The 25,134-nt window shown below is 75.0% G+C and carries 13 protein-coding genes; 1 reads left to right on the top strand and 12 read right to left on the bottom strand.

Annotated elements, in window-relative coordinates; genetic code table 11:
- From FVA95_RS06490 to eccD, 12 genes are all read right to left on the bottom strand, one after another.
- Nucleotides 1-9,651: hypothetical protein (locus FVA95_RS06490; protein WP_149663386.1), on the bottom strand; the 9,651-nt coding region annotated here is incomplete at its 3' end.
- A gap of 98 nt (nt 9,652-9,749) precedes the next feature.
- A complete protein-coding gene (locus FVA95_RS06485) occupies nt 9,750-11,090 on the bottom strand; it encodes a hypothetical protein (protein WP_149663385.1) in 1,341 nt (446 codons plus the stop codon).
- A 127-nt stretch (nt 11,091-11,217) separates the two neighbouring features.
- Nucleotides 11,218-11,598: a hypothetical protein gene (locus FVA95_RS06480; RefSeq protein ID WP_149663384.1), complete on the bottom strand. Its 381-nt coding sequence runs from the start codon at nt 11,596-11,598 to the stop codon at nt 11,218-11,220.
- Nucleotides 11,588-12,040, bottom strand: a complete 453-nt coding sequence (locus FVA95_RS06475) for a YbaB/EbfC family DNA-binding protein (RefSeq protein WP_149663383.1) — start codon at nt 12,038-12,040, stop codon at nt 11,588-11,590. Before FVA95_RS06475 ends, FVA95_RS06480 begins: the two co-directional genes overlap by 11 nt.
- A 38-nt stretch (nt 12,041-12,078) precedes the next feature.
- Entirely contained in the window at nt 12,079-13,686 is a 1,608-nt protein-coding gene (locus FVA95_RS06470) for a hypothetical protein (protein ID WP_149663382.1), read from the bottom strand.
- Between the two features lie 2 nt (nt 13,687-13,688).
- Entirely contained in the window at nt 13,689-16,562 is a 2,874-nt protein-coding gene (locus FVA95_RS30755) for a hypothetical protein (protein WP_161992213.1), read from the bottom strand.
- A complete protein-coding gene (locus FVA95_RS06460) occupies nt 16,555-16,878 on the bottom strand; it encodes a hypothetical protein (protein ID WP_149663381.1) in 324 nt (107 codons plus the stop codon). Before FVA95_RS06460 ends, FVA95_RS30755 begins: the two co-directional genes overlap by 8 nt.
- A gap of 51 nt (nt 16,879-16,929) precedes the next feature.
- On the bottom strand, nt 16,930-17,523 hold the full coding sequence (locus FVA95_RS06455) for a hypothetical protein (protein ID WP_149663380.1): 594 nt from the start codon (nt 17,521-17,523) through the stop codon (nt 16,930-16,932).
- A gap of 67 nt (nt 17,524-17,590) precedes the next feature.
- A complete protein-coding gene (locus FVA95_RS06450) occupies nt 17,591-17,878 on the bottom strand; it encodes a WXG100 family type VII secretion target (RefSeq protein WP_149663379.1) in 288 nt (95 codons plus the stop codon).
- Nucleotides 17,879-17,912: 34 nt separating this feature from the next.
- The gene (locus FVA95_RS06445) at nt 17,913-18,209 is read right to left on the bottom strand and encodes a type VII secretion target (RefSeq protein ID WP_149663378.1); all 297 of its coding nucleotides are present in this window, start codon (nt 18,207-18,209) and stop codon (nt 17,913-17,915) included.
- Between the two features lie 171 nt (nt 18,210-18,380).
- Nucleotides 18,381-19,769, bottom strand: a complete 1,389-nt coding sequence (gene eccB, locus FVA95_RS06440) for a type VII secretion protein EccB (RefSeq protein ID WP_149663377.1) — start codon at nt 19,767-19,769, stop codon at nt 18,381-18,383.
- Between the two features lie 4 nt (nt 19,770-19,773).
- Nucleotides 19,774-21,174 (bottom strand): type VII secretion integral membrane protein EccD, encoded by a 1,401-nt coding sequence (gene eccD, locus FVA95_RS06435; protein ID WP_149663376.1) that lies wholly within the window; start codon nt 21,172-21,174, stop codon nt 19,774-19,776.
- Between the two features lie 137 nt (nt 21,175-21,311).
- On the opposite strand from eccD, the gene eccCa reads away from it, so the two are divergent.
- Nucleotides 21,312-25,127 carry a type VII secretion protein EccCa gene (eccCa, locus tag FVA95_RS06430; RefSeq protein ID WP_240051314.1) on the top strand — a complete coding sequence of 1,272 codons (3,816 nt, stop codon included), beginning with the start codon at nt 21,312-21,314 and terminating at the stop codon, nt 25,125-25,127.
- Nucleotides 25,128-25,134: the final 7 nt, after the last annotated feature.

Below are 25,134 nucleotides of genomic sequence, written 5' to 3'. Positions count from 1 at the left end.
GGCAGCGTCAGAGGTGTATAAGCGCCGGGGCGGGGGCGGGACGGCATCGTCGCGGCCGGTACCGGGGCTCACCCATTCGCGGACGCGGCGGTCGAGGTCGGTCTTGGCGCGTGCCCAGGCCCGGGCCGCGTCCTCGAACCGGGTGACGGCGGCCCGGCGGTCGGCGTCGATCGCCGCGATCTCGGGGGCCCGGTCCCGGGCGAGGGTCGCGCGACCGCGGGGACCGGCGTCGAGCCACAGCTGGTCGTTGCGGCGCTGCAGCTCCACCAGGGCGGCGGCGGCGGTCCGCCACTCCCCGGCGCGGGCCTTCTCCTGCTCCATCGCGGTGCGCACCGTCTCGGGCATCGGGCCGAGCAGGGCCGCGGCGTGCCGCTCGGCCAGGAAGAGCTGCATCCCGCGGCCGGTCACCGTCGGCACCGTGAACGTCTGCGGCGCCCGGCCCGGCCGGTTCAGCTCCAGGTCGACCCGGTACTCGAACCGGCCGCCGAGCAGCCGGACGGGATCACCGAGCTTCGTCTCGTGCTCGCGGGCGGCCAACGGGGCCTGACCGCCGCGGTTGCTGGTCGCGGCGCCCGCCGCACCGTCGGCGCGCGCGTCACCGCGGCTGCTGCCGACGTCACGGCCCTCGCCGATGACCGAGCCGACGACGTCACCGGAGTGGTTCTGCGACGAGGCGGTCTGGTTCCCGATGTGGAAGTTGGACTCGGCGCCGAGGGTCAGCGCAGCGGACACCCCGTCGGTGTGCAGGGACGACGGGGTCACCGAGATCCGCGGGGTCAGCGTCACCCCCACCTGCGTGGGGTGCACGACCGGCGGGAGAGTCACCGGGCCCTTCAGCATCGACGGGATCCATGAGTCCAGGTGCTCGGGCGAGAACAGCACGTCGAGCTGGTGGCGGCCCGGTTCGCCGCGCCGGCGGAACGCGTCGGGCACGTCCACCGTCGCGAGGTGGTCCTGCACCGCGCGGCTGATCGCGACGCCGTCGGTGCGGACGGTGCCCATCGTCGTGTCCGGGTCGATCCGCGGCGCGTCACCGCCGGGGGCGGCGGGGCGGGTCTGGTCCGGCGGCGGCTGTGGCAGGTCCGGCAGCGAGGACAGGAAGGCCGCGGGTACGCGGTGCCGGAGCGTGAACGGCGCCGACGTCGGCCCGGGGATGGTCTCGCCGTCGCGGGCGACGGTCAGCGCGAGGCGACCGGTCTGCCCGATGATCGCGGTGGGCCCGTCGTAGCCGAGGAAGCGCCACCCGCGGACGGTGTCGGCCGTGGTGTCGGTGTGCGTGTCGGTGCGCGACGAGGACGCACCCAGCCCACCGGAGCCGCCGCCGTAGTACGGGTCCTCGCCCCCGCTGCCGCCGCGGCCGCCGAGTGCGCCGCCGACCTGCGCGACCGGTCCGGAGGTGTGCGCCGACGTCGACGACACCTGGTCGGCGAGGTACTGCTCGACCTTGGGCGCGTGTCCGTCGTGGACGACCTGCTCGACGCGGGTGGCGCCCGGCGCGGTGTCCGGCACGAACGACAGGTGCGCGGACAGGTCGTGGTGGACGAAGAAGCCCCGCCGGGAGGCGGCGAGCGGCACCCCGTCCCCGCCGAGGCTGCTGTGCAGCCCCTTCAGGTCGGCTGCGGAGACACCCCGCTGCGGATCGGTGAGGCGCTCGGCGATCAGCGCGACGTCCTCGGCGTCGAGCCGGCCCGCGAAGTGCCCCCGGAGCTGCCGCTCGATGTCCCCCAGGGGGGCGCGCAGCCCGTCGTCGGTCGGCCAGCCCAGCCCGCCGACGGGGTCGTCACCACGCAGCGTCGGCGGCACCTGCAGGTCCACCGGGGCCTGGTGCGGGCGGTTCTCCTCCGCCGGGAGCAGCCCCCACGCCCGCATCTGTTCCTCTCCGACGGAGAGGAACACGTGGTCGGGCAGGTCGACGTAGCGGGTCTCCGTCCGGCGGGTGGGGGTGTGCACGGTGTCGAGGAGCTGGTTGCTCTCCCAGGACGTCGCCCGATGGGTGACCACGCCACGGGCCTTCACGACGAACGACCGGCCGCCGGACCCGTCGTTGAACGTCTCCCGCGCGCCGAGGGTCGCCCGGGCCTCGGTCTCGCGGGCGCCGACCTGGTAGCCGCCGTAGATCCCGCCCGACCCCGTCGGGTACCGCGAGGACCGTTCCAGCTCCTGAGCGGTCAGCGACGAGTCGTTCACCTCGAATCCCCCGCGGGCCTGGGCGCCCCGGGCGTCCGAGGAGGAGCCGGAGGCCAGGTAGCCGCCGTAGACGACCTCGCTGCGGGCCCGCTCGGTGGGCGGCGAGTGCCGCACGTCGACGACTCTCAGGTCGTAGAGGCCCAGCGTGGACACGACGGTGCCCCTCCGGTCCCGCCAGCGCCGCTTGTGCACCTGCTCGGGCGTGGCGATTCCACGTTCGGTGACCCCGCGGTCGTTGGACACCCGCTGCGGGGCCAGGACGGCTTCCAGCGCGCGGCCGTCCTCCGTCCCGCGGCGGCCCAGCACCGCGTCGCCCCCGGCGGCGGCGGTCAGCGCGGCCTCGGCGGCGGTGCGGCGTTCCTTGACCCCGCCGATCCAGGTGAACGTGCTGTCGGCCAGCAGGGTCTGCGCGAAGTCCCGTTGCCGGGGGCCGACGGGACTGTCCATGGTGATCCGCGGCCGGCTCCGGATGCGCTGGGCCGCGGGCGGCGTGCCCGGCGTGAGCATCTCGTCGGCCGGCACGTCCAGCGCGAAGGGCTCCCGGATCGGCGGGGCGTCGGGCAGCGCCACCGGGGTCCGGGGGCTCACGTGCCGACCGGGTGCACCGATGCCGGTGAGCCGCCCGAACGCGTTGGTCACGCTGAACCGCTCCGCGGTGATCGTGTAGACGTTCTGGCCGGTGACCCGGTGCGAGGGGCCGGCAGGACCGGCGACCGCGCGACGGCCGGTGATGGTGCCGCCGGCACCGCTGTCGCTGTGGCCGAGGGCGGCCGAGGCCCGGCCTCCCAGGCCCGGGTAGGCCACGCCGGCCTCGAACCCCAGCCCGGCCCGCAGGCCCAGTGAGCCCTCGATCCCGGTTCCGGCGCCGCTGACGGACTCGGTGCGGTTGCCGGCGCTGGTCTTGACGCTGATCCCGGACAGCGGGCCCTCGTCGCCGACGTCGCGCATCTCGGCGCTGATCCTCAGGTGCAGGTACTCGGTGCTGCGGAAGCGGTCGCGCGCGAGCACGAGGTCGACGCCGCCGTCGTAGAGGGAGTCGGCGCTGCTTCCCAGCACGGTCTGGGTGGTGTTGTGGTCGAGCATCCGCCAGGTCTCGCCGAGGTCGCGGACCGTCGAGCTGCTCGTCGACACACGGTGGCTGCCGTCGCCGTCGGCGAGGTCGGCGAACGGGCCGCCCACCGAGGCGATGATCTGGTCGATCCTCTCGCGCAGCCGGGTCGGTGCGTCGCCGAGGGAGTGCACGTGTGCCCGGCCGATGCCCAGGCCCGCGGCCAGGTAGGGCGGGAGGGTGTCGGTCCGGCGGTCGGTGTTGCGGGCGTCGTGGACGGCGTCGGTGACGGGCAGGCCGGCGTCGCGGGCGTTGTGCGGGGAGTCGGCGAGGACCAGCTCCACCGGTGTCCGGGCCGGTGGCGCGACGGCGCTGGTGGACCCCCACCGCACCCTGGTCTCGCGGACGAACTCGACGTCGTAGGCGCCCAGGGAGCTCTGGTCGACGTTGCGCCGGGAGGCTCCGATGTGGGTGGCCGCCCACCCACGGCTGCGCTGCCACCCCACCCCGAGGTACGGGCCCAGGTGCAGGAAGGCCAGCTTCGGGACGAACCGCCAGCCCCCGCGCAGCTCCCCGGACACGCCGAGCCGCGAGCTGCTGCTGCCTTCGACACCCCAGTCGATGCGCTGCTGCTTGGTGGTCTTGCCGTCGAGCTCGGCCAGCCACGACCCCTTCTTCGGCACCAGCCGGGACTCGACGTAGACCGGTGGTCCACCGGGGTTGCGCAGCTCGTCCGAGCGCACCCAGCCCGTGGTGAAGCGCTCGTAGTGGTGGGCGAGGTTGTTGTCGGAGAGGAAGTGCATCAGCCGGTTGCGGCCCGGCGAGTCGGGGCGCAGCAGTCCGGGCGGGAGCTGGTCGGCCAGTGCCGCGAGGACCGCGTCGGGGCTGGCCCCGCGGACGTCGAGGACGGCGGCGTTGGACAGCGCCGGGCCGGCGGCGGGGCGGGCGCCGTCGTTCGGTCTCGGTTCGTCGAACCACCCGGTGGCGGTGCCGTCCAGGGCGCGCGGCCCGGGCCCGACGACGGCTCCGGACTCGTCGCGCACGGTGACCGTGAAGCGGACCGGGACGTCGGCGGCCGGGGTGTGCTTGGCGTCGTAGCCGACATCGTTGTTGACCGTCTTGCGGGTCCGGTGGCCGACGGTGTCGCCCCCGGACGCGGTGATCGCGGCGCCGCCGTACCCGGCGAGCGACCCACCGGAACCGGCGATCGGGACGGCCCGGCTGCTGTCGTCGTAACGGCCCTCGACGAGGTTGTCGGTGCCGCGCCGGATCTGCTCGGTGCCGTCGGTCTTCGGCGCGGCGGGATCGGGCCCCTCGGCCCGCCGTCCGGGCACGTGGTCGATGGCGACGACGGCCTCGTAGCGGCGGCCGCCGACCTCGACGTCGAAGGGCAGCCCCTGGTGCAGCGCCGACGGCCGGTGGGTGAGCAGCGCGTCGAGCTGCGCGGACGTCGCCGTCCCCGACCGGCGTGCCGCGGCACCCGGAACCATCGACGCGATGAGGTCCGCCACCGCCTGCCGCTGCTGCGGGCCCACCGACTGCACCCGCAGCATCGAGCGGGAGGCGGCGGCCGGGGCGGGCACGTCACGGCCGGTCCACGGCGACAGCACGTGGTCGTCGACTCGGAACCGGCCGGCGCCGAGGTCGGTGCGCAGGTCGCCTTCGGTGCCGCGGTCGGCCCGCGCCGTCAGGTCCACCGGGCGCCCGTCGAGGTGCTCCTGCAGACGGCCGGTGAGGAACCCGTCCTCGCCGAGCCGGTCGGAGTTGAGCAGGGTCTGCAGCAACGCCGAGCCCGGCGGCGCGACGAACAGTCCGGTGCCCGGCCCCGCAAGGCCGTCGACACGGCCGGTGAGCAGCGGGAACAGCGGTTCCCCGTCGGTGACGCCGGCGGGCATGCGCGGCATCGTCGCCGGGAGCGGAACGGGTGGGCCGTCGCCGGTGGCACGCACGGCCGGGTCGGCCCAGACCCCGCCCTCGGAGTGGATGACCGACAGCGCGACGTCCGTGCCGACCCCGGTGAAGGACCCGGTGCGCACCCGGTGGTGGAGGATCCGGTCGGTGGCACGGGTGCCGGACGGGAGGTCGGTGGAGATGTCGCGGACCGTGACCCCGAGCTCGGTCAGGCGGCGCCGGGCCATGTCCGAGAGACCACTGGGACGACCGGTGGGGGCGTCGACCCAGACGTGCACCGCGGAGGGGTCGCCGGTCCTGGCGATCCACAGGTCCAGCGCGCGGCCGACATCGGCGGTGAACCGGCCGCCCAGCAGCGGGACGTGCACCCGGCGGGGCACGTCCTGCAGGTGGCGGCCCTGCGGGTCGCCCATGACGGTGCGCGGCACCGGCGCGTCGACGTGCGCCTGCACGCCGCGGCTCGGCCGGGGCACGACACCGTCCGGTGCGTCGACCGCGGCGCGATGCACGATCCGCACCCCGGGGACGTCGGCGAGCTGCCCGCGCAGGAACACGGCCGCGGCCAGTGCCCGCGCGCGGCCCGTCGCCAGCCGCTGGGCCGCGTCGTTGCGGGGGCGCCCGGCCCGGTCGGTGTCGGCCCGGCCGACGAAGGACTCCGCGGCGCCGCGGAGGCGGTCGGCGCGGTGGCCCATCCCGTCGCCGACCAGCACCACCCGCGGCGGGGGCTCCCCGGCCTCGGCGGCCAGGCGGGCGCGTTCGCGGACCTCGCCGGCCAAGGTCGTGAGGTCACGGCGGGCGTCGTCGCCGAGGCGGGTGACGTGGGAGTCGAAGGCGACGTCGTGCACCGAGTCGGTGCGGGTGACGTCGTCGGCGCGCTGCTCGATGACCGCGACGCGGCGCTGCTCGGCGGGCGCGTCCGGGGTGGGCGGGAGCGCGCTGCCGGCGGACACGATGCGGAAGTCCTCGCGGGTGAGACCGCCGGGCCGGTCGGTGCGCAGCCGCTCGGCCAGGCGCTGCTCGACGACGTCGTGCACCGAGCGGGCCCGGTCACGGCCGGTGACCTCGGGGCCGGTGCGGTCGGCCCACGGCCGCACGACCTCACGTGACCCGTTGCCGTGCCCGGTGACCACCAGCGCGGGCGTCGGGCCGCCTGCCCTGCGGGCGGCGACGACATCGGCGATCCACGCATCGGTGGCACGGTCGACCGCCGCGCGGTGGCTGTGGGCGATCCGGTGGGAGCCCTCGGCGAACGGGATGTGGACGGGCGCGGCGGCGAGGGCGGCGTCGCTCAGGTCACCGTCGCTCAGGTCACCGTCGCTCCGCCCGCTGTCGCTCCGCCCACTGTCGCTCAGGTCGCTGTCGCTCCCGTCGCCGTCGCGGGCGCTGTCCCGTTCGACGTCACGGAGCCCGTCACGGGGCGCGTCACGGTCGCGCGGGGGCGCGAGGTCCTCGCCGGGATCGCGGCGTCCGAGCGTCTCGGGCCGGCGAGCCGCGTCCTGCTCGACGACGGCCCGCACCGTCCGCGACGGCTCCGGGACCGAGCCGTCCGGGTTGTCGACGGCGGCCCGGGTCGCGATGTGGACGCGGTCGGCCTGCGGGCCGAGCAGCTCGCGGAGCCGCTCGGCGACGTTGCCGGCCCGCTCCCGGCCGGCGACACGCCGTTGCTCCAGGAGCGCCTCGGGCCCGGGCGACGGCGGCCGGACCACCCACCGGCTGGGGGGTCGGGGGTCGTCGGCGGGGTGGCTGACCAGGTCGCGGGCCCACTTCTCGGCGCTGCCGAGGCGGGTCTTGGCCACCCGGCCGGACGACTCGATCAGTGCCCCGCCGTGGTGCGTCAGCCGCTGCGCCGGACGGCCGGTGCCGTCACCGATGATCTCCGCCCGTACCGAGCCGCCGCCACGGAGGCGTTCGCGGATCTGTCCCGCGAGCGCGACGATGTCGGCGTCGGCCCCCGGATCGGGACGGTGCTGGCCGGAGCCGAACGTCACCGTGCTCTCCGACCGGGTGCCGGCGACGTCGTCGGTGGTGTAGTCGATGATCGCGACCCGGTTCGTGTCGCGCAGCGCCCCGGACGTGAGCGGTGTCGCGTCCGCTCGTGCCAGGACGCGGAACTCGGAGGGTTCCCGGCCGCCCAGGCCGCCCTCCCTCGCGAGCTCGTCGAGCCGCTCCAGGACGACCGCCCGCACGGCCTCGGCGCGGGCCCGTCCGGTAGCGGTTCCGTCGACCGACCAGGGCATGCGGCGCATCGACCCGTTGCCGTGGCCGGTGATCGTCATGGCGCGGGCCCGGCGGTCCGGAGGTGTGGTCAGGACCTCGCGGACGAACGCGTCGGTGGCGTCACGGATCGGGCCGCGGGCGTCCTCACCGACCGCGCTGCTGAACTCACGGAAGCCGACCGGTGTGACCGGCGCGCCGTGCTCCGGACGTAGCGCGGCGGACCGTCCCCCGTCGTCGCCGCTGCGCGGGGCGGGCGGACCGACGTCGGCGGGGTGGGGGGCCGGCACCGGCAGGACGACCACGGAGTCCTCGCCGTCGCGGGTGCGCGTGCGGCTGCCCGACGTCGCCGGGCGCGACTCGGTGCCGCGGGGCTCGCCGTCCGGGGTACGGGAGGTGGTCGGGCGGTGCTCGCCGGACGCGGGGTCTCCCGTCCGCGCCGTGGTGTCCGTGCCGGTACGTACCGCCGCCGGCGGGGCGCCGTCGGTGCGGGTCGCGGTGGACGTCGTGGCCGGGTTGGACGTCGTGGCCGGGTTGGACGTGGACGCTGCCAACACCGGTGCGGGCGGGGCCGGTGTCGTCCCGGACGGGACCGGGGTGGGGACCCGAGGAGGCGTGCTGCTCGTCGGGGGGACGCTGCTCGTCGCCGGCGGCGTGCTGCCGGCAGCGGGCGGCGTGCTGGTCGTCGGGGATGCGCTGCTGGTCGGCGTGTGCGACACGGTCGCCGGCAGGACCGGGGACTCACCGCGCTCGACGAGTGGGGACACGTCGTCGGTGGCGAAGGGGGATCCCGATGTCTCCCACGTGGCCCGGTCCCCGTCGACCGGTCCGACCGGGGACACCTCGTCTCGGGGGCCGTCCCCGGCACGGGACCCGCCGGCGGTGACGGGATCGCCGCCGCGGCCACCACTCGTCGGTGTGGGGGCGGTGGACTCGCCCCCGACGGTGCGCCCGTCCCCGGCCGCGGTCTCGACCGACAGCCCCGGACGGCCGGAACGGGCGGTGCCCGCCCCGGACCCGGTGCCGGTCGCAGTGGCGTCGGTGCGTCCCCCGCCGGACGACGACGTGGCGTCCCTCCCACCGCCGGACGACGTGGCGTCCCGGCCGCCACCGGACGGCGCGATGGCGTCGCGGCCGCCGCCCGACGTCGCGGGCTGCGGCGTCACCGCCGTGACGGACGTCGGCGGGGACAGGACGGAGCCGTCCACCGCGCGGCCCCCGCTGTCGTCGGCGCTCCGGGGCGGAGACGACTCGGGGTCGCTCGGGGCCGCGGTGGCACCGGAGTCCCCCCTCGTGGTCTGCGCACCCGGGACCGGCTCCCGGGACACACCACCGGACGAGTCGGTCGGCGTGTCGCGGATGGCCGGCGTGGGCTCGGCCGGGCGGGTCGTGTCGAGGTCCCGGGCGACGCCGGGGGTGGGCGGACCGTCGCCGGTGGAGACCGGGCCCGGCGTGGCACCACCCTCCGGCCGCACCGTTCCGACGGCGCCGGGCGTCTCGGGACCGCGGCCGGAGCCCTCACCCTCGACGACGGCGTCCCGGGGGGAGGTGCTCTCCCCACGGCCCTCGCTGACCGACGCGGGGGTCGGGGTCTCCGCGGAACCTCCGACCGCCGTTTCAGGGGTCGGCCCGTGGGCGTTCGAGCTGCTCCCGGTCGGGTTGTTGCCCGCCGCCCCGCCGCCCGTGGAGCTGCCGTTCGCCGTGGTGGGGCCAGGCGTGGCGGAGCCCGCCACACTCCCACCGGGCGGGGCAGAACTCGCCGCACTCCCGCCGGGCGGGGCAGAGCTCGCCGTGGTGCCGCCGGGCGTGGCGGCACCCGCCACGATGCCGCCGGGCGTAGCGGAGCTCGCCGCATCTCCGCCGGAGGTGCTGCCGAACTCCGCGTTGCCGGCAGGGGTGCTGCCGAGCTCCGTGGTGGAGCCGTGCGCACTGCCGAGCCCGGTGTCGGTGCCGAGCACGCCGCCACCGGCCGCGTCGCCTCCGGACGTCCCGCCGGCCGCCACGTCGGCGCGGGGAGTCGCTCCGCCCGTCGTGTCGCTGCCGCGGGTGCCGTTCCCGGCTGCCGCGTCGGTACCCGTGTCGGGGCCACTCGTGGAGGCGCCACCCGTCCGGTCGCCACTCGTCGGGTTCCCGGCCGCCGCGCTGCCCGCAGCCGTGCCACCGGCCGAGTCGATCCCCGCGGCACCACGGCCCGCCGGATCGCTGCCGACCGCGCTGCCCGTCGCGTTCCCGGCGGCGTTGTTCCCGGCCGCACTGTTCCCGGCCGGGGACGACGAGTCGGGATCGACCACGGACGATGCAGAGGACGTCGGGGCGGACGAGAACACCGGTTCCGGTCGGGCACCCGCGGCCGAGCTCCATGGCTGGGGGGACGCCGCGGACGATCCGGTCACGGCCCCCGGGGCCGAGGACTCCGGCACCGCGGAGAGGGGGTCCCCACCGTCGGCGCCGACGGGATCACCAGCGGCGGACGGTCCCCCACCCGCTGCTCCGGGGACCGCGTCGACGGCGAGGAGTCCCCGTCGTCGCGGCGGGTCGTCGTCCCGTCGTCGGTGGGCCGGGGCCCGGTCGGCGGCCCAGGGCCGTCGGACGTCGTGGGGGTGGTGACGCCGTCTCCCGGGCCACCGGAGGCCATCCAGGGCGGCGGGGTAGCGGAGGGCCCCAGCCCCTCCTTCTTCATGTGGTCCAGCAGCGAGGCCGGGCTCAGTGCGGGGAACGTGCTCGCGGCGATCCCGAAGTCACCACCGGGCCGGCTGCGCATCCCGCCGAGCGCGCCGATGGCGCCGAAGAACGGGTTGGAGTCCTCCCCGAACACCGCGTTGATGACCGCACCGGACGCAGGCGCCGTCATGATCTGTGCGCCGGCGTAGCCGAGGATGCCGAACGCGCGGACGTGGCGGGCGAGCTGCAGGGGCGGGACATCCGACGGGCGCGCCCTGTTCAGGTTGCGCATCGCGCTGTTGCTCCAGCTGCGGACACCGCCGGCCGCCGCGCGCGCGAGCCCGGCACCGGCTCCGCCGATCGCACCACCGATCGCGCTGTGCCCGATGGAGTCGAGGTCGTAGCCCTCGCGGCCACCCGCATCGTTCTGCCCGACCTGGATGAGACCGTCGAGGCCGGCCATGAGCCCGGCGCCGCCCGCCCCGTAGAGCGCCGCCCGCTTGGTCGCCTCTGCGAGCGCCTTCGAGATCCCCCGCAGCAGCGTCTGGGCGGACGCCTTGTTCAACCCCAGCCGTGCGACCGCCTCGATCATCTGCTTGACCATCTGCCGCAGCAGCGCCCACATGGTGACCTTGGCTGCGCCGATGGTGGCCGGGATGAAGATCGCTCCGAACAGCGACGCCAGCAGCTCGATGACGGCCGCGAGGGTCATCGCGGCCATCACGATCAGCATGATCTTGCCCTTTTGGATGTCCGCGGCGGCGTTCTTCGTCGCCTTCCGGAACTCGTCGGCGCCGTTGGCCAGCTCGGTGAGGCTGGCGGCGTACTCCTCGCCGATGAGCTTCGCGTTCGCGGCGCCGGTGTCTCCGCGCAGGACGTCGTCGAGCGCGTCGCCGGACCGCCGCGCATCGAGCGCGGCCCGCTCGAGCGCGGCCGCGAGATCGGCCCATGCTGCGCTCAGCTCCCGGAGGTTGCCCTCGTTGCCCTCCGGCCACTCCATCCCGAGGGTGACCTTGAAGAACTTCTGGAGGGAATCGGGCAGCTCGGTCGATCCGCCTTGTCCTGCCATCGCAGGGATCCCTCCTTCCTCGTTCCGGGTGGTGCGATGCCCCGGCGCTGCCGCCGGGCGGGGTCGGGTCGGGCCGCCTCCGGGCCGGCGGGCGGGTCCGCTGCGGACTCCTCGGCGCCGGTGGGCGCTACGCGGGCGTCACCGCCCCAGCCGCAGGGCGGGCCCGCGCGGGTCGGTGCGGGTGGTCACCTCGCGTCCGGCATCGGCGGGACGTGCGAGCCGTTGTCCTCTCGAGCCGCGTCAGGTTCTCCGCCGAGATCTCGAGGTTGTCGGCGTAGAGGCCGAGCCCCTCGGTCGTCTCGCCGACGCCGGCGCGGGCCTCGGTCGAGTCCGGGGAGTACTTCTCCCCGAACGCCTTGCCGATGTCGTCGCTGCCCCAGCAACCCTCGTACTCCGCGCTGAGTGCGTTCAGACGCTCCAGCGGGCCCGCCAGGTCGCTGCGGATGCGACGCACCCCGTCGGCGTTGCGCCGGACACCGGGGAGGTCGACGTAGGTCTCATCGGCCACGACGCTCACCCCGGGTCGGGTCCTCGACGCCCATCTCGGCGAACATCGACCCCATCAGGGACTCGATCATCTCGGAGGGGTCGACCTTGCCGGTCGCGAGCCCGACCAGGTCCAGCCCGTCCGCGCCGCCGCCCTCCTGGACGATCGCCGCGGTGCGCTCCAGGGCCTGCAACCGCCCGGACTGCAGCGTCGCGACGATCAGGTGCGCGAGCTCGGTGGGCGCCAGCGAGCGGTACCGGGTGCCGTGGAAACTGAGGTCGGTGAGGTCACCACGGCCGTCGAAGGTCATGGTGAACGACCGGTCCTTGGCGACGACCGTCGTCTGCTCCTCCTTCCACACCCGGCTGACCTCGCCGACCCGGACACGTTCCTGCTCGAGCTGGTCGAAGGCTTCGTCGAGCCGCCTGGCGTAGTAGGCCTCGTGGTCGGTGGCGTCGCTCATGGGTGTCTCCTCCTCGTGTGATCGGGCGGGTGCGGGACTCAGGTTCGGCCCAGCACGCCCGGTACGCCGTCGTCGCGCCAGTTGCTGGGATCAGCGGTCAGCGAGGTCTCGCGGGTGCGGTCGTCGTTCTGGTTCATCCCGCCGGCCATCCCGGCACCCATCGGCATGAACGGGGCCCCCGTCGGCCCGGCACCGGGCGTTCCCACCTCTGCGCCGGCCGGGCCGAGGGGGAGGCGGCCGCCGCCGCGGGGGTCCGGGGTGGGGGTGGTGACCGGCAGCGTCGCGATGGCCGCCGTGTCGCCGGTGACCGGAAGGGTCGGCATCCGGGTCGCCGCTCCCCCGGACGACGCGGGGAGCGAGGACGACGGAGCCGGCGCCGACGGCACCGGGCCCAGGTCCGGACGGACCCGCTCCGGGGTCGTGGAGGGGACGGACGCCCCCGCGGTCCGCGGTGCCTCGAGCTGCGGCACCGACACGGCATCGACCGTCTCCGCGCCGATCGCGCGCTCCGACCCGCGACGGGTCGCGTCGGTCCGCTCCACCGCCGGGGACGGAGCCGTCCCGGCCGGGGTCCGGCCCTCGGTCCCGCCGCGTCCGAGCACGCCGCCGGCGGCCATCACGACGCCGCCCGGCATCGCGGTGTCGCTCTGGGCGGACGAGCCCGGGACGACGGCCCCGAGCGACCGCACGGGCGCGACGGGCTCCTGCGTGGCCGGAGCCGTCCGGGTGCCGTCCGGCACGGCGACCGTCGCCGGCGTGACCGCCCGGCCGGTCTCGGTCGGGCGTCCCAGCACCCCCGACGGGGCCACGGTCGGGGCCCGCGCGGCGAGCACCGGAGCGGACTGCAGCGTGCCGCTGGGAACCGCCGCGGCCGGAGCGGCGGCCGGGGCACCGAGCGCCTGACCACCGAGTGCGAACGCCGCCGGAGCGAACGCCACCTCGCCCGGCGCCGCGGGGGTGCCCTCCGGTACCGCGCCGACGGTCGCCGGGGCCGGGGTCGCCTGAACCGAGGCCGCACGGACGCCGGCCGCCTCCGGGCCGGGTGCGGTCAGCCCCGGGATACCGGCCGTGGGGGCCGGCGAGGTCTGCTGCATCGCGGTGACCACCGTCGGCTGGGGCGGTGCGGTGGCCGACGTCGACGTCGCCGTGATGCCGCCGGCGGGCACCGATCCCGGCCCCGCCGCGATCGGCTGCTGTGCGCCGCCGGCGGCGCCGAGCACGGTCTCCACGCGGGCCAGCTCGGCCCGGGCCGCCGCGGCGAAGGTCTCCTCGACCTCGGCAGCCTGCGGGTGCCCGGCCCAGGCGGCGCGCTGTTCACGCAACGACTGCGCCGCGCTGCGGGCACGGGCGAGCTCGTCGGCCGCGCGGCGCAGCGCGGGCGGCCAGCTCCGGACGGCGTCCAGCGACCGTTCCATCGCGGCCGCCTTCGCCGCGGACTCGGCGACGAACCCGTCAGCGGTCGCGCCGAGCATCACCTCCTGGACGCGGTGGGTCTCGCGGCGCAGGCCGTCGCGGGCCGTCTCCAGCTCGGCGACGACCGCGTCGATCGTGGCCGCCCGCCGGTACAGCACGTCCGGGTCGGCCGCGAGCAGCTGGGCGACGACCGCGTCGAAACCGGCGTCCACCGGTGGGACGGGGGCGGTCACGGTCAGGTCCGTCCGATCACACCGGGCGCGAGGTGGTCGGTGTCCTCGTCCCAGATCCCGCCCTCGGCCTGCAGCCAGGTGTGCGGCTCGCGCTCGCGCTCCTGCCCCATGCCCTGCGGCGACATCCCGGCGCCACCCATGGGCATGCCACCCATCGGCATGCCACCACCCATCGGACCGGCGGCACCGCCGTTGGCGGCGGGCAGGACCTGCCCGTTCGGGATCCCACCGGGTGGGGTGCTGAAGCCGCGTTCGGACGCGACGTCGGTGTCGAACTGTGCGTGGCTCGGGTCGAGGGAACCCGGGCCGCCACCTGCACCACCGCCGAGGCCACCCCCGGCGCCACCGGCGCCGTCGCCCGAGCCGCCGCCCGCACCACCGCCGGTACCGTCCTCGCCCATCAGCTCCGACGCCGACGGCAGATCCGGCGGCGTCACCGAGGCCTTCTCGCCGGCGCCGCCTCCCGGGCCGCCCCCGGCACCGTCGCCGGAGCCGCCGCCCGCACCACCGCCGCTGCCGTCCTCACCCATCAGCTCCGACGCCGACGGCAGATCCGGCGGCGTCACCGAGCTGCCGCCGCCGGAGCCACCGCCCTCGCTCGCCGTTCGGCCCCCGGCGTCGCCGCCGAGGCCGGTCTTGTCGGCCGCGTCCTGACCGAGTGCCTCGAACGCCTTGTCCATCGCGTCCGAGGTCCGGCCGTGCGGATCGTCGCCCAGGGCGTCGGTCGCGGTCTTCTTCAGCTCGTCGAGGACCTCCTGGCGGTGCGGGTCCCCGGTGGGGTTGCCCAGGTCGTCGATCACCTTCTCGACGGCCGCCTGCCGCTCCTCCGGCGTGGCGTCCGCGCCCAGCTCGGCGAGTGCCTTGTTGGCCGCCCCGTGCGCCTGGTCGAGCAGACCGCGGTCGCCGGGGTCCAACGCCGCGCCGCCCTCGCGGCCCATCTCGTCGATGGCCTTGTTCGCGGCCTCCTTGGCCTGGTCGAGTGCCTCGTTGCGGGCCGGGTCGTCGGTACGCAGCTCGTCGATCGCCTTCTGGGCGGCCGCCTTCGCGTCCTGCATCGCCTGGTCGCGCGCGGGATCGCTGCTCGCCCCGCCGGAGCCGCTCCCCGTGTCGGAGCCGCTCCCCTTGTCGGAGCCGCTCCCGTCGCCGGAGCCGCCCTCGGACACCGGTTTCTGCAGATCGTCGATGGCCTCGTTCGCGGCCTTCTTCGCGTCCTCCAGTGCCTGGTCGCGTTTGGCTGCCTCCGCCCCGGACCCGCTGCCGCCACCCGACGACGGCGACTTCGCCCCGCCGCCCGTCCCCGACCCGGGCGTGCCGCCGCCCGAGCCCGGCAGGCCACCGCCCGCGCCGGGCACGCCACCGCCGGACGAACCGTCGCCGGGGCCACCGGCGCCGCCCGCCAGGTCGTCGATCGCACGGTTCGCGGCGTTCTTCGCGTCCTCGAGAGCCGAGTCCCGGGTCGGGTCGGAGCCCCCGCCGCGGAGGTCGTCGATCGCCTCTCCGGCTGCCTTCTTCGCCTGGTCGAGCGCGGCCTGACGCTGCGGGTCCGTGCCACCGCCGCCGGTCCCGCCCCCGGTGCCGTCCGCCGCGCCGCCGCCCGGCGACTCGGTGGACAGATCCGGGATCTCGGGGGCCGGGACGCCTCCGCCGGAGCCGCCCTTCTCCCCGGAGCCGGAACCGGGGCCCCCACCGGTACCGCTGCCCGGTCCCCCGCCGGTGGCGCCACCACCGGCCAGGTCGTCGATCGCCTTGCCGGCCGCGTTCTTGGCGTCGTTCAGGGCCTTGTCGCGGGCAGGGTCGCCGCCTCCGCTCCCACCGCCGGAGCCCGTGCCACCGCCCGTGCCCCCGCCGGCACCCGAGCCCTCACCAGAACCCTCACCCGAGCCAGAGCCAGAGCCGGAGCCGTCGCCGAGGTCGTCGCCCAAGCCACCGGTGCCCCCGCCGCCGGACTCCAGCTCCTCGACCCGCTCCTCCAGCTCGTCGACCCGCTCCTCCAGCTCCTCGACGGCCGGGGACTTCTCCTCGTCCGTGTCGCCGTCCTTGCCCTTGTCGTCGTCCTTGTCCCCGGCCTTGTCCTCGTCGCCGTCCTTGTCGTCCTTGTCCTTGTCGTCCTTGTCTTTGTCGTCCTTGTCTTTGTCGTCGTCCTTCTTGTCCTCGTCCTTGTCGAGCTTGGCGACGGCCTCCTTCGACCCCTGCGCCTTCTCGCCGCGCACGATGTCCAGCGAAGCCATGTCCTTGGCCGCCGTCGAGTAGTTGTCCGCCAGCCCGCCCAGCTGCTTCTGGAGCTCCTTGACGAGCTTGTCCTCGTACTCGTTCTCGATGCGGCGGACCACGTTCTTGTACGTCTGCACGACATCGGCGATCAGGGATGAGTCCCCCACCGCCGCTGCGAGCGTCACGGCCGAGATGGCCTTCGCCCGCACCTTGTCCTGGGCCGCCCGACGGTCCTTCCAACTCTGCTGGACCGTCTCCCACCACTTGTCGCGGAACGCGGCGATGTCGGTGCCGATGCCGCGGACGGTGTCGGCGTACTTCTTGTCCGCCAGGACCGCGGCGAAGGCCTTGCTCTCCTTCAGCACGCCGTTCGCGTAGTCCTGGAAGGCCGATCCGGCCTGCCCCTCCAGCGCCTCGTCGACCTGCTTGACCAGCTTCGCGACGTCGTCGTTGATCGACTGGAGACGCTCGGTGGCGGTCTGGAACTGGTCGCCGAACTTCTTCCACGCCGCCGGGGCGGCCGACTGGCCCTCCTGGGGGGCGATGCCCTCGACCTGGAACTGCAGCGTCGTCCAGGTCGCGAAGTCCGCGGCGTCGAACGCCGGCGGGGGCGCGGTGTCCTGTCCGGCGAGGCCGAACGCGTCCGAGTCGTCGGCGTCAGGCATCGACGACCTCGTCACCGGGCAGGTCGGTCACCCGCGAACCGGAGACGACATCGGTCTCGACCAGGTTGCGGGCGGTGTCGGCGAGGGCGCCGCCGAACTCCCCGAGCTCGGCGCGGAGAGCGGTGACGTGGTCGAGCAGCTCCCGGGTGCGCGCATCGGTCACCGCATCGAGCTGCTGCGCCGCCGCGAACGGCCCCGAGGGTGACCAGTCCGCGCCGAGCCGGTCCCGGGAGGACGAGCTCGGGGGCAGCAGGGCACCGACCGCGTCGGCAGATGCGGTGACGGCGCCGACGTCGACGCGTGTCTGATCGACCATGGTCCTGGGTGTCCTCTCGGGAATGCGGTGGCGGCGCGGCGGAGACCGAGATCAGGAGCTGGGTTTGTCCTTCTTGTACTCGTCCAGGAACTTCTCGCCGGTGGTGTCCTGGTCGGTGTCCTCGGTCTGGCTCGGGGCGTTGAGCACCTCGTCCTTCGGGACGCTGCCCACGCCCTCCTCCCCCTTGGGCACGCCGGTGATGATCTGGCCCTGGGTGTCGTCGTAACCGTCGCCGTCGGAGGTGTTGCTCGCCTCCGACTCGTCGTCGGTGGTGAAGTTGTGCTGCTCGTGCTCGATCTCGTTGGCGCGCTTGACGATCTCCGCGTCGGCGTCGGCACGCATCTCGTCGATGCGCGCACCGACGGCGGCCGCGCTGTCGGAGTCGACCTCCACCAGCATCTTCGACACGTCCTTGAGCGAGGGCTCCATCGCCTCGAGGATCGTCTTCATCCGCTTCGCGTGATCGATGACGGCGTTGCGCCGGTCGTCGACCCGCCGCTCGACGTACTGGGCCACGGAGAACTTGCCCGCGTCCGGCCAGTGCGGGTCGAGATCGGTGAACGCCTTCATGTCGTCCATCAGCTTGCCGAGCTTGCCGGCCGCCTCGTCGATGGCGGCCCGGTCGACCTTGGTGTCCTTGCCCATCCCAGCTCCGTCCTCCGCAACGGCCGAAGGCCGGTGTCACCCCGCCGGGGTGACACCGGCCGGGACATCAGAACGCGTTGACGCCCGCGCGGTCGGACGCCTGCATGCGCTGCATCGAGTCCATGACCTGGCGGTGCAGGTCGTCGATGTACTGGTTCTTCGCCTGCAGCTGCTGCTGGAGCTCGTTGGCGGTGGTGTTGTACTGCTCCGCCGAGGCTCCGACGAAGTCCGCACCGAAGAGCTGCTGCACCGCGCTGCGCAGCTGCGAGGTCTCGTCCTGCAGCGCCTGCGCCGAGCGCTTCATCGCCGCGAGGGCTTCCTCGATCTGCTCGTACTGGTAGAACATGGTGTCCATCTGCGGGACTCCTTACCTGTTCAGGGGATCGGGATCAGTTGGCCTGCGGGACGGAGCCGGCGCTCTCGACGTCGGTCTGCATGTTCTCGGTCGCGGCCCGGCGCATCGCCTCGCCCATGTGCTGCAGGTCCGCCTGTGCCTTCTTGCCGAACTCCTGAAGGTCGAGCCAGGCCGCGTGGGTCGCCTTCGCCAGCTCGCTCGACGTCGGGTCGAACTGACCCTCCACCTCGGACGCGGCGGTGCGGATGAGCTGATGTACACCGTTGCCGGTCTCGTCGTGCTGCGTCGCGGTCGATTCGATCCGCGGCATGTCCGCCTTGGTCAGCGCCATGTTGGTCCTCCGGGTCGGGGCCCGGCCCAGTCCGGCCGAGCCTCCTGGTGCGTTCCGTCGATCGGGTTCCCGACGCCTGCAGTGAATCGGTCCTGGTCGTCGCCGACGTAACGGCTTACGTCCGTTCGCACGATCGGTGGGGATTTCCCCCGCCAAGTCACGCACGGGCGGTCACTGCTGCGGTGACCTGGTCTGCAGTGCCGGTTCCCGGTCGAGCACCGGACCGGTGGGGAGCAGCTCCAGCAGCTGCTCGGGCACCGCGACCGCGCTGCTGCCCTGCATGCCCAGCGCGGACAGGGCGTCGTCGTCGGCGACCGGGAACCGCACCCCGATGTCGGTGACGAGGAACGCCGCTCCGGGCGCGGCCCCGGGCGCGGACGCCACCCGCGCGAGCACTCCGGACGCGGCGGGGATCCCGATCCGGTCGGCCTGCACCCCCGGCGTGTGCGTCCCGGCCGGGACGGTGGCCGCCGCGACCGCGGCAGCCGGCAGGGTCCCGATCCGCACCGGGGCATCGGCGTCGGCGACGTCGACCCGGACACAGGGGACGTCCTCCTGGTGGGTCACCACCAACCGGGGCGGCACCGGGGGCAGGTCATGACCGAGCTCCACACCGGCCGCCCGTGGCACCGTCGCGATGTCCGCGGGCCCCACCCGGACCGTGCTCCCGCCGCTCGACATCGCCAGTGCGGCCATCGTCCGGGTGAGCGGGACGACGCCGTCGGCGCGCACCAGGTAGAGGTCGTCCGAGGCGAGCGCGGGGTTGCTGACCTGGTACACCTGCCCGACCCGGCTGGGCCGCCCGGCGATGGTGGGCCCCGGGGCGCCGGGGGTGCTCACCGCCGGCGCGACGAGGTCCGGACCGGCCGGCACCGCCGACAGCCAGCCGGGTTGCACCGGTGCCGGGGCGACGTCGTCGTAGCCCAGCGCGGCGGCCACACGGGGTCCACCGATCCGGTGCCGACGGCCCTGCCAGACCAGGCTCTCCTGGCCGTCGGGGGTGGCGACGAGCAGGCCCTCGTCGTCCGCCGGCTCGGGACCGGCGGGGGCGCCGAGCAGCAGCGACAGGGTGGGCGGCCCGACGCTGCCCGCCGTGGGCGGGCTCGCACACACCGTCCAGGGGGCCCGGTTCAGCGAGGTGGCACTGGGGAGCGAGTCCGGCGCGTCCGGGATGCCGATCGGTGCCCCCACCGGGGTGCCGGCCAGCGACGCGGCCGACACCGACGTCGGCGCCGCGGCCGAGCCGCTCGCCAGCCGGGCCGAGGCCAGGTTGAGCACCGGGTGCAGCGTCCCGTTCAGGTACACGAACCGGGCCCCGGAGGTCTTCTCGGTGACGAGCGCGCCCGCCGTCCGCCACGAGGTGTTCCCACCCGGCTGGAACAGCCCGTACACGCCGAACCCCGCGCAGAGGACCGCCGCGATCAGCACGCCGATGGCGAACCCGGTGCTCAGCCGGCGCCCCGGCGGACGGACGACGTCCGGCCGGCCGTGGGTGACCGCGGAGGTCATCCGCCCGACGACGTAGAAGTAGGCCTGGACCTGGTCCCGACGCGACTGCACCTGCTCAGCCCGCCAGTCCGCGCATCCAGGCGAACACGCCCAGCACCTGCAACAGCAGCGGCAGCACCGCGACCGCCGTCAGCGACTCGACGATCTCGACGGCCCGTCCCCAGTACGGCCGCAGCCGGTGGCCGGGCAGCCGCTCGGCCGCCACGGCGAGCATCGCGCCCGCCGCGAGCACCGGCAGCCACAGCCCCAGCACCCGGGCGGTCGGCGACAGCACCGGGGCGACCCCGACCGCGCACGCCACGAGCGCGGTGAGCACCGGAGCGAGCGCCGCCCACCGGGCCACCACCGAGTCCAGGTGCCGGGCACGCAGCGCCATCAGCGCCGCCACGACGAGCACGAACACCACCGCCCAGACGGTGCCCTCGACGAGCACCACGGGCAGCAGCACGAGCTGTGCCGCCCCGAGCCCGACGTGCAGGGCCGCGGTGTACCCGACCGTCGCCGTCCCCCGCTCCACGACGAGCGCGTAGGGCACCGGCTCGACGTCGTCGGAGAGCTGCTCGGGCTCCCCCGGCAGCAGCGGGAGCTGCAGGCCGGACAGCCGGAAGGCCGTGGAGGGGACGAAGACCCCGGCCACCAGCGACAGCACCACCGCGATCGCCGCGGCCCTCGGCGCCGACACCCCGCCCAGCGCTCCGGCCAGGCCGGCGGCGGCCGTGACCAGGCCCGCCGTCGCGGCCCCGACGAACAGCAGCGCGCCGTCCGCGACCAGCGCGGTCCCGACGGCGAGTGCCATCAGGCCCAGGGCCGCGGCGCAGGCGACCACCGTCATCACCGGGGCGGCCGGCTCGATGAGGCGGATCAGCAGCGCGCCACCGGTGGTGGCGTAACAGACGGCGACACCGGCCAGCCCGGCCGCGGGCCCCGTCCCGGCGCCGCTGCGCGCGACCAGCCCCGCCGCTCCCAACAGGACCACCGCCGTGGCCCCGGCCAGCGCGAGCGCCAGCACCGGCACGGTGACCTGGAGGACCAGCGGGACACCGGTCAGCAGCGCGAGCGCCGCCAGGAGTCGCAGCATGGCCCGGGTCCGGCCGTCGGTCCACGACCAGGGATGGTTGCGGACCTGCTCCCCCACACCGTCCACGACGTCGTCGTAGTCGATCGGGGCCAGCCCGTCGGCCCGTGGCCGGACGTGCACCACCTCGCCGTCGCGCAGGCCCAGCTCGCCGGTCGTGCGTTCCTCGTCGAACGGCGGGTCGCCCAGCCGTTGCAGCACCCAGCCCTCGTGCTCGGCACCCTGCTCGATCACGTCGCCACCGAAGTGCGGCAGCACCGCCGGCAGCAGGTCGGCGAGCGGCACCTCGGCCGGCACGGTGATGTCCGCGGACTTCTCACCGAGGACGAAACGTAGCCGGGCCGAGCTGCGTGTGCGATGCTGGATCTGCTCTTGCGTCACGGTTCCTCGGGTCCTCTCCTGCCAGGGTGTCGACCACCGCGAACCGCCCAGAACGCTAGGTCCGCCCCCGCGTACGCACGCGGCGCCGCGGCCCCGCCCGGGCTTTCCAGGGGAGATCACCCACGAAGGGGAAGCGCGTGAGCACCGAACTGTTCGCCCGCCGGGCGCGCCGTCAGAAGCCCCCGGTGCCCGACGAGACCGTCGAGATCCAGGAGCCGCCCGCGGTCCCCGAGGAGACGGGCGGCGGCATGAGCTCGGCGCTCATGTACGCGCCGATGGGCCTCGGCTCGCTGGCCATGGTCATGATGTTCGTCCGGCCCGGCGGCGGACCGCTGATCTACGTCGGCGGCGGCCTGATGGTGCTCTCCGCCATGGGCATGATGCTGGTCGGGCTGCTGCGCAACTCCGTCAACCACAAGCAGAAGCTGCACGGGCTGCGGCGCGACTACGTCCGCTACCTCACCCAGCTGCGCGGTCGCGTCCGCCGCTCGCTGGCCGCCCAGCAGACGGCGGCGAAGTGGCTGCACCCGGATCCGCGCTCGCTCTGGTCGATCGCCCTGGGCTACCGGTTGTGGGAGCGCCGTCCCTCGCACGACGACTTCGGCGAGATCCGGATCGGGCTGGGGACCCGGCGCTCGTCGCTGGCGCTCACGCCGCCGGAGACCAAGCCCGTGGAGGACCTGGAACCGCTGTCGGCACATGCGCTCCGCCGCTTCCTGCGCGCCTACTCGACCGTCCCCAACGCCCCGATCGCGGTCTACGTCCGCGGGTTCGCCCAGATCCAGATGACCGGCGACGACGAGGCCGTCCTCGGGCTGGCCCGCGCCATGCTGGCCCAGCTGGTCACCGCGCACGGCCCCGCCGACCTGCGGGTCGCGGTGGCCTGCAGCGACGAGAACCGGCACCGCTGGGACTGGTGCAAGTGGCTGCCGCACGGCCAGGACCCCGACTCCCCCGACGCCGCAGGCGCGCGGCGGATCGTGACCGACAGCCTGGCCGAGGCGGAGGACCTGCTCGGTGGCCCGGCGTTCGCCGGACGCCCGCGGTTCGAGGCGGGCTCCCCGATCACCGCGACCGAGCCGCTGGTCGTGCTGGTCCTCGACGGGGTCGGCGTGCACCCGGAGCACCGCTGCGTGCTGGAGGGCTACCGCAACACGGTGCTCCTGGACGTCGGCGGTTCGCTGCCGTGGACACAGCGGGCCGACGCGCTGTTCCTGGAGGTCGACCCGGACGAGGTCCGCACCGTGGTCTTCGACCGGCTGGGCCGCCCGCGACCGCGACCGCTCTGCCGCCCGGACAGGCTGGGGCCGGCCGCGGCCGCGGCGCTGGCACGCACCGTGGCCCGCTTCCGGATCGGGACCGCGACCGGGACGGCCGAGGAGCCGCTGGCCTCGGACTACGACCTCGCCGCGCTGCTCGGCCTCGGCGACGTACGGACCTTCGACCCGGTCCGCTACCGCAGCGGCCGGGCCGGCGCCCAGCGACGGCTGCGGGTGCCGATCGGCATCTCCGCCGCCGGCGCACCGCTCGAGCTGGACCTCAAGGAGTCCGCCGAGGACGGCATGGGCCCGCACGGCATGTGCATCGGCGCGACCGGGTCGGGCAAGTCCGAGCTGCTGCGGACGCTGGTGCTCGCCCTGGCGACGACGCACACCTCCGAGGACCTCAACTTCGTGCTCGTCGACTTCAAGGGTGGTGCCGCGTTCCTCGGGTTCGACTCGCTGCCCCACACCTCCGCGGTCATCACGAACCTGGAGGACGAGCTGGAGCTCGTCGACCGGATGCAGGACGCGCTGACCGGTGAGCTGAACCGACGCCAGGAGCACCTGCGCCGGTTCGAGCACGCCTCGCGTCGGGACTACGAGGCCGCCCGCGCCGCCGGGGCGCCGCTCGAACCGATGCCCGCCCTGCTCGTCGTCGTCGACGAGTTCAGCGAGATGCTGGCCTCCAAGCCGGAGTTCGTCGACGTGTTCGCCATGATCGGCCGGCTGGGCCGCAGCCTCGGGGTGCACCTGCTGCTCGCCAGCCAGCGCCTCGACGAGGGCAGGATCTCCAAGGTCGAGACCCACCTGTCCTACCGGATCGGGCTGCGCACCTTCTCCGCCGGGGACAGCCGCAGCATCATCGGCGTCCCGGACGCCTACGAGCTGACCTCCGCCCCGGGCAACGGCTACCTCCGTCCGGACACCCAGACCCTGCTGCGGTTCAAGGGCGCCTACTCCTCGGCCACCTACCGCCCGGCCCGGCGGCGCCGGCGCCGCGACGACGTCGAGCAGCAGGTGGTGGCGTTCGGGACCGAGTACCTGCCGCGGCCCGTCCTCCCGGAGGCCGAGGAGCCGGAGCCCGAGGAGCCGACCGAGACCCGCACGATGATCGACGTGCTGCTGGGGCGGCTGACCGGGATCGGGCCGCGGGCCCACCAGGTGTGGCTGCCGCCGCTCGTCGTCCCGGCCGCGCTGGACCAGCTGCTCCCCCCGTTGGTCGACGACCCGGAGCTGGGGCTGCGCGCCGTCGGCGCCCTGGACTCGGGCACCCTGCGTGCCCCGGTCGGGCTGATCGACCTGCCGGCCCAGCAGCGACGCGAGCTGCTGACCGCCGACCTGTCCGGGGCCGGCGGCAACGTCGGCGTCGTCGGCGGGCCGCAGACCGGCAAGTCCACCCTGCTGCGCACGGTGATCGCGTCGCTGGCGCTGACCCACTCCGCCGCGCAGGTGCAGTCCTACTGCCTCGACTTCGGCGGCACGCTGTCGTCGCTGTCCGGGCTGCCGCACGTGGGCTCGGTGGCGAACCGGCTCGACCGGGACCGGGTGACCCGCACGGTGCTGGAGGTGACCAACCTGCTGGCGAGGCGGGAGGCCCTGTTCGCCGAACACAACATCGACTCCATGGCGACCTACCGGCGCGCCCGCCGCGACGGCCGCTTCCTCGACGTCGACCCCTACGGCGACGTGATGCTCGTCGTCGACGGCTGGTACACGGTCCGGCAGGACTACGAGGAGCTGGAGGAACGGTTCCAGGAGCTGGCCGCGCGCGGACTCGGCTTCGGCATCCACCTGATCATCGCCTCCAACCGCTGGGCGGAGATGCGCCCCTGGCTGCGCGACGTCCTCGGCACCCGCTTCGAGCTGCGGCTCGGCGACCCGGTGGACTCGGAGGTGGGGAGCCGGGTGGCGGCGACCGTGCCGGAGGGGCGCCCCGGCCGCGGTCTCACCCGGGACAAGCTGCACTTCCTGGCCGCGCTGCCGCGCATCGACGGTTCCGGCGCCACCGACGACCTGTCCGAGGCGACCGTCGAGCTCACCGAGGCCCTGACCACGCCCCGGGCACCGGTCGCCCCTCCGGTACGGCTGCTGCCCGGGCGGCTCTCGCCCGCGGACCTGCCCGCGCCGACGGCGGCGAGCGCGACCGCGGAGATGCGGATGGCGCTGGGTGTCGAGGAGACCCGGCTCGGTGTGCAGTGGTGGGATCTCGACGCCAGCCCACACCTGCTGGTGTACGGCGACACCGAGACCGGCAAGACGGGTCTGCTGCGCCACGTCGCGCGCAGCGTCGCCGCCCACCACACCCCCGACGAGGTCCGGATCGTGTTCGGCGACGTGCGCCGCGAGCTCTACGACGCGGTCGGCCAGGAGTACCAGCAGGACTACTCCGTCGGCGTCGACGCACTGACGACGGCGCTGCGGACGGTCGGGGAGACGCTGCGCGCCCGGGTTCCCGGACCGGACATCACCCCGGACCGGCTGCCGCGCCGGGACTGGTGGACCGGCCCGCGCTACTACGTGCTCGTCGACGACTTCGAGCTGATGGAGGGCGGGATGGGCGCCGGCGCGCTCGAACCGCTGGTGCCGCTGCTCGCCCAGGGCGCCGACATCGGCCTGCACCTGGTGATCGCCCGCAGCACCGGTGGCGCCTCGCGGTCGATGATGAACGCCGGGATCCGGCGGATGTGGTAGCTCGGCA

Origin of the sequence: Pseudonocardia sp. EV170527-09, from assembly GCF_008369905.1 — a bacterium.
Taxonomy (GTDB): Bacteria; Actinomycetota; Actinomycetes; order Mycobacteriales; family Pseudonocardiaceae; genus Pseudonocardia.
Note: the sequence above shows the minus strand (reverse complement) of the source record. Positions and strands in the feature narration are given on the sequence as shown.

Bases quoted from the DNA above. Each gene is read 5' to 3' on its own strand.
- FVA95_RS06475 (WP_149663383.1), bottom strand. From the start codon at position 12,040: ATGAGCGACGCCACCGACCACGAGGCCTACTACGCCAGGCGGCTCGAC.
- FVA95_RS30755 (WP_161992213.1), bottom strand. From the start codon at position 16,562: ATGCCTGACGCCGACGACTCGGACGCGTTCGGCCTCGCCGGACAGGAC.
- FVA95_RS06485 (WP_149663385.1), bottom strand. From the start codon at position 11,090: ATGGCAGGACAAGGCGGATCGACCGAGCTGCCCGATTCCCTCCAGAAG.
- FVA95_RS06460 (WP_149663381.1), bottom strand. From the start codon at position 16,878: ATGGTCGATCAGACACGCGTCGACGTCGGCGCCGTCACCGCATCTGCC.
- FVA95_RS06455 (WP_149663380.1), bottom strand. From the start codon at position 17,523: ATGGGCAAGGACACCAAGGTCGACCGGGCCGCCATCGACGAGGCGGCC.
- FVA95_RS06445 (WP_149663378.1), bottom strand. From the start codon at position 18,209: ATGGCGCTGACCAAGGCGGACATGCCGCGGATCGAATCGACCGCGACG.
- FVA95_RS06450 (WP_149663379.1), bottom strand. From the start codon at position 17,878: ATGGACACCATGTTCTACCAGTACGAGCAGATCGAGGAAGCCCTCGCG.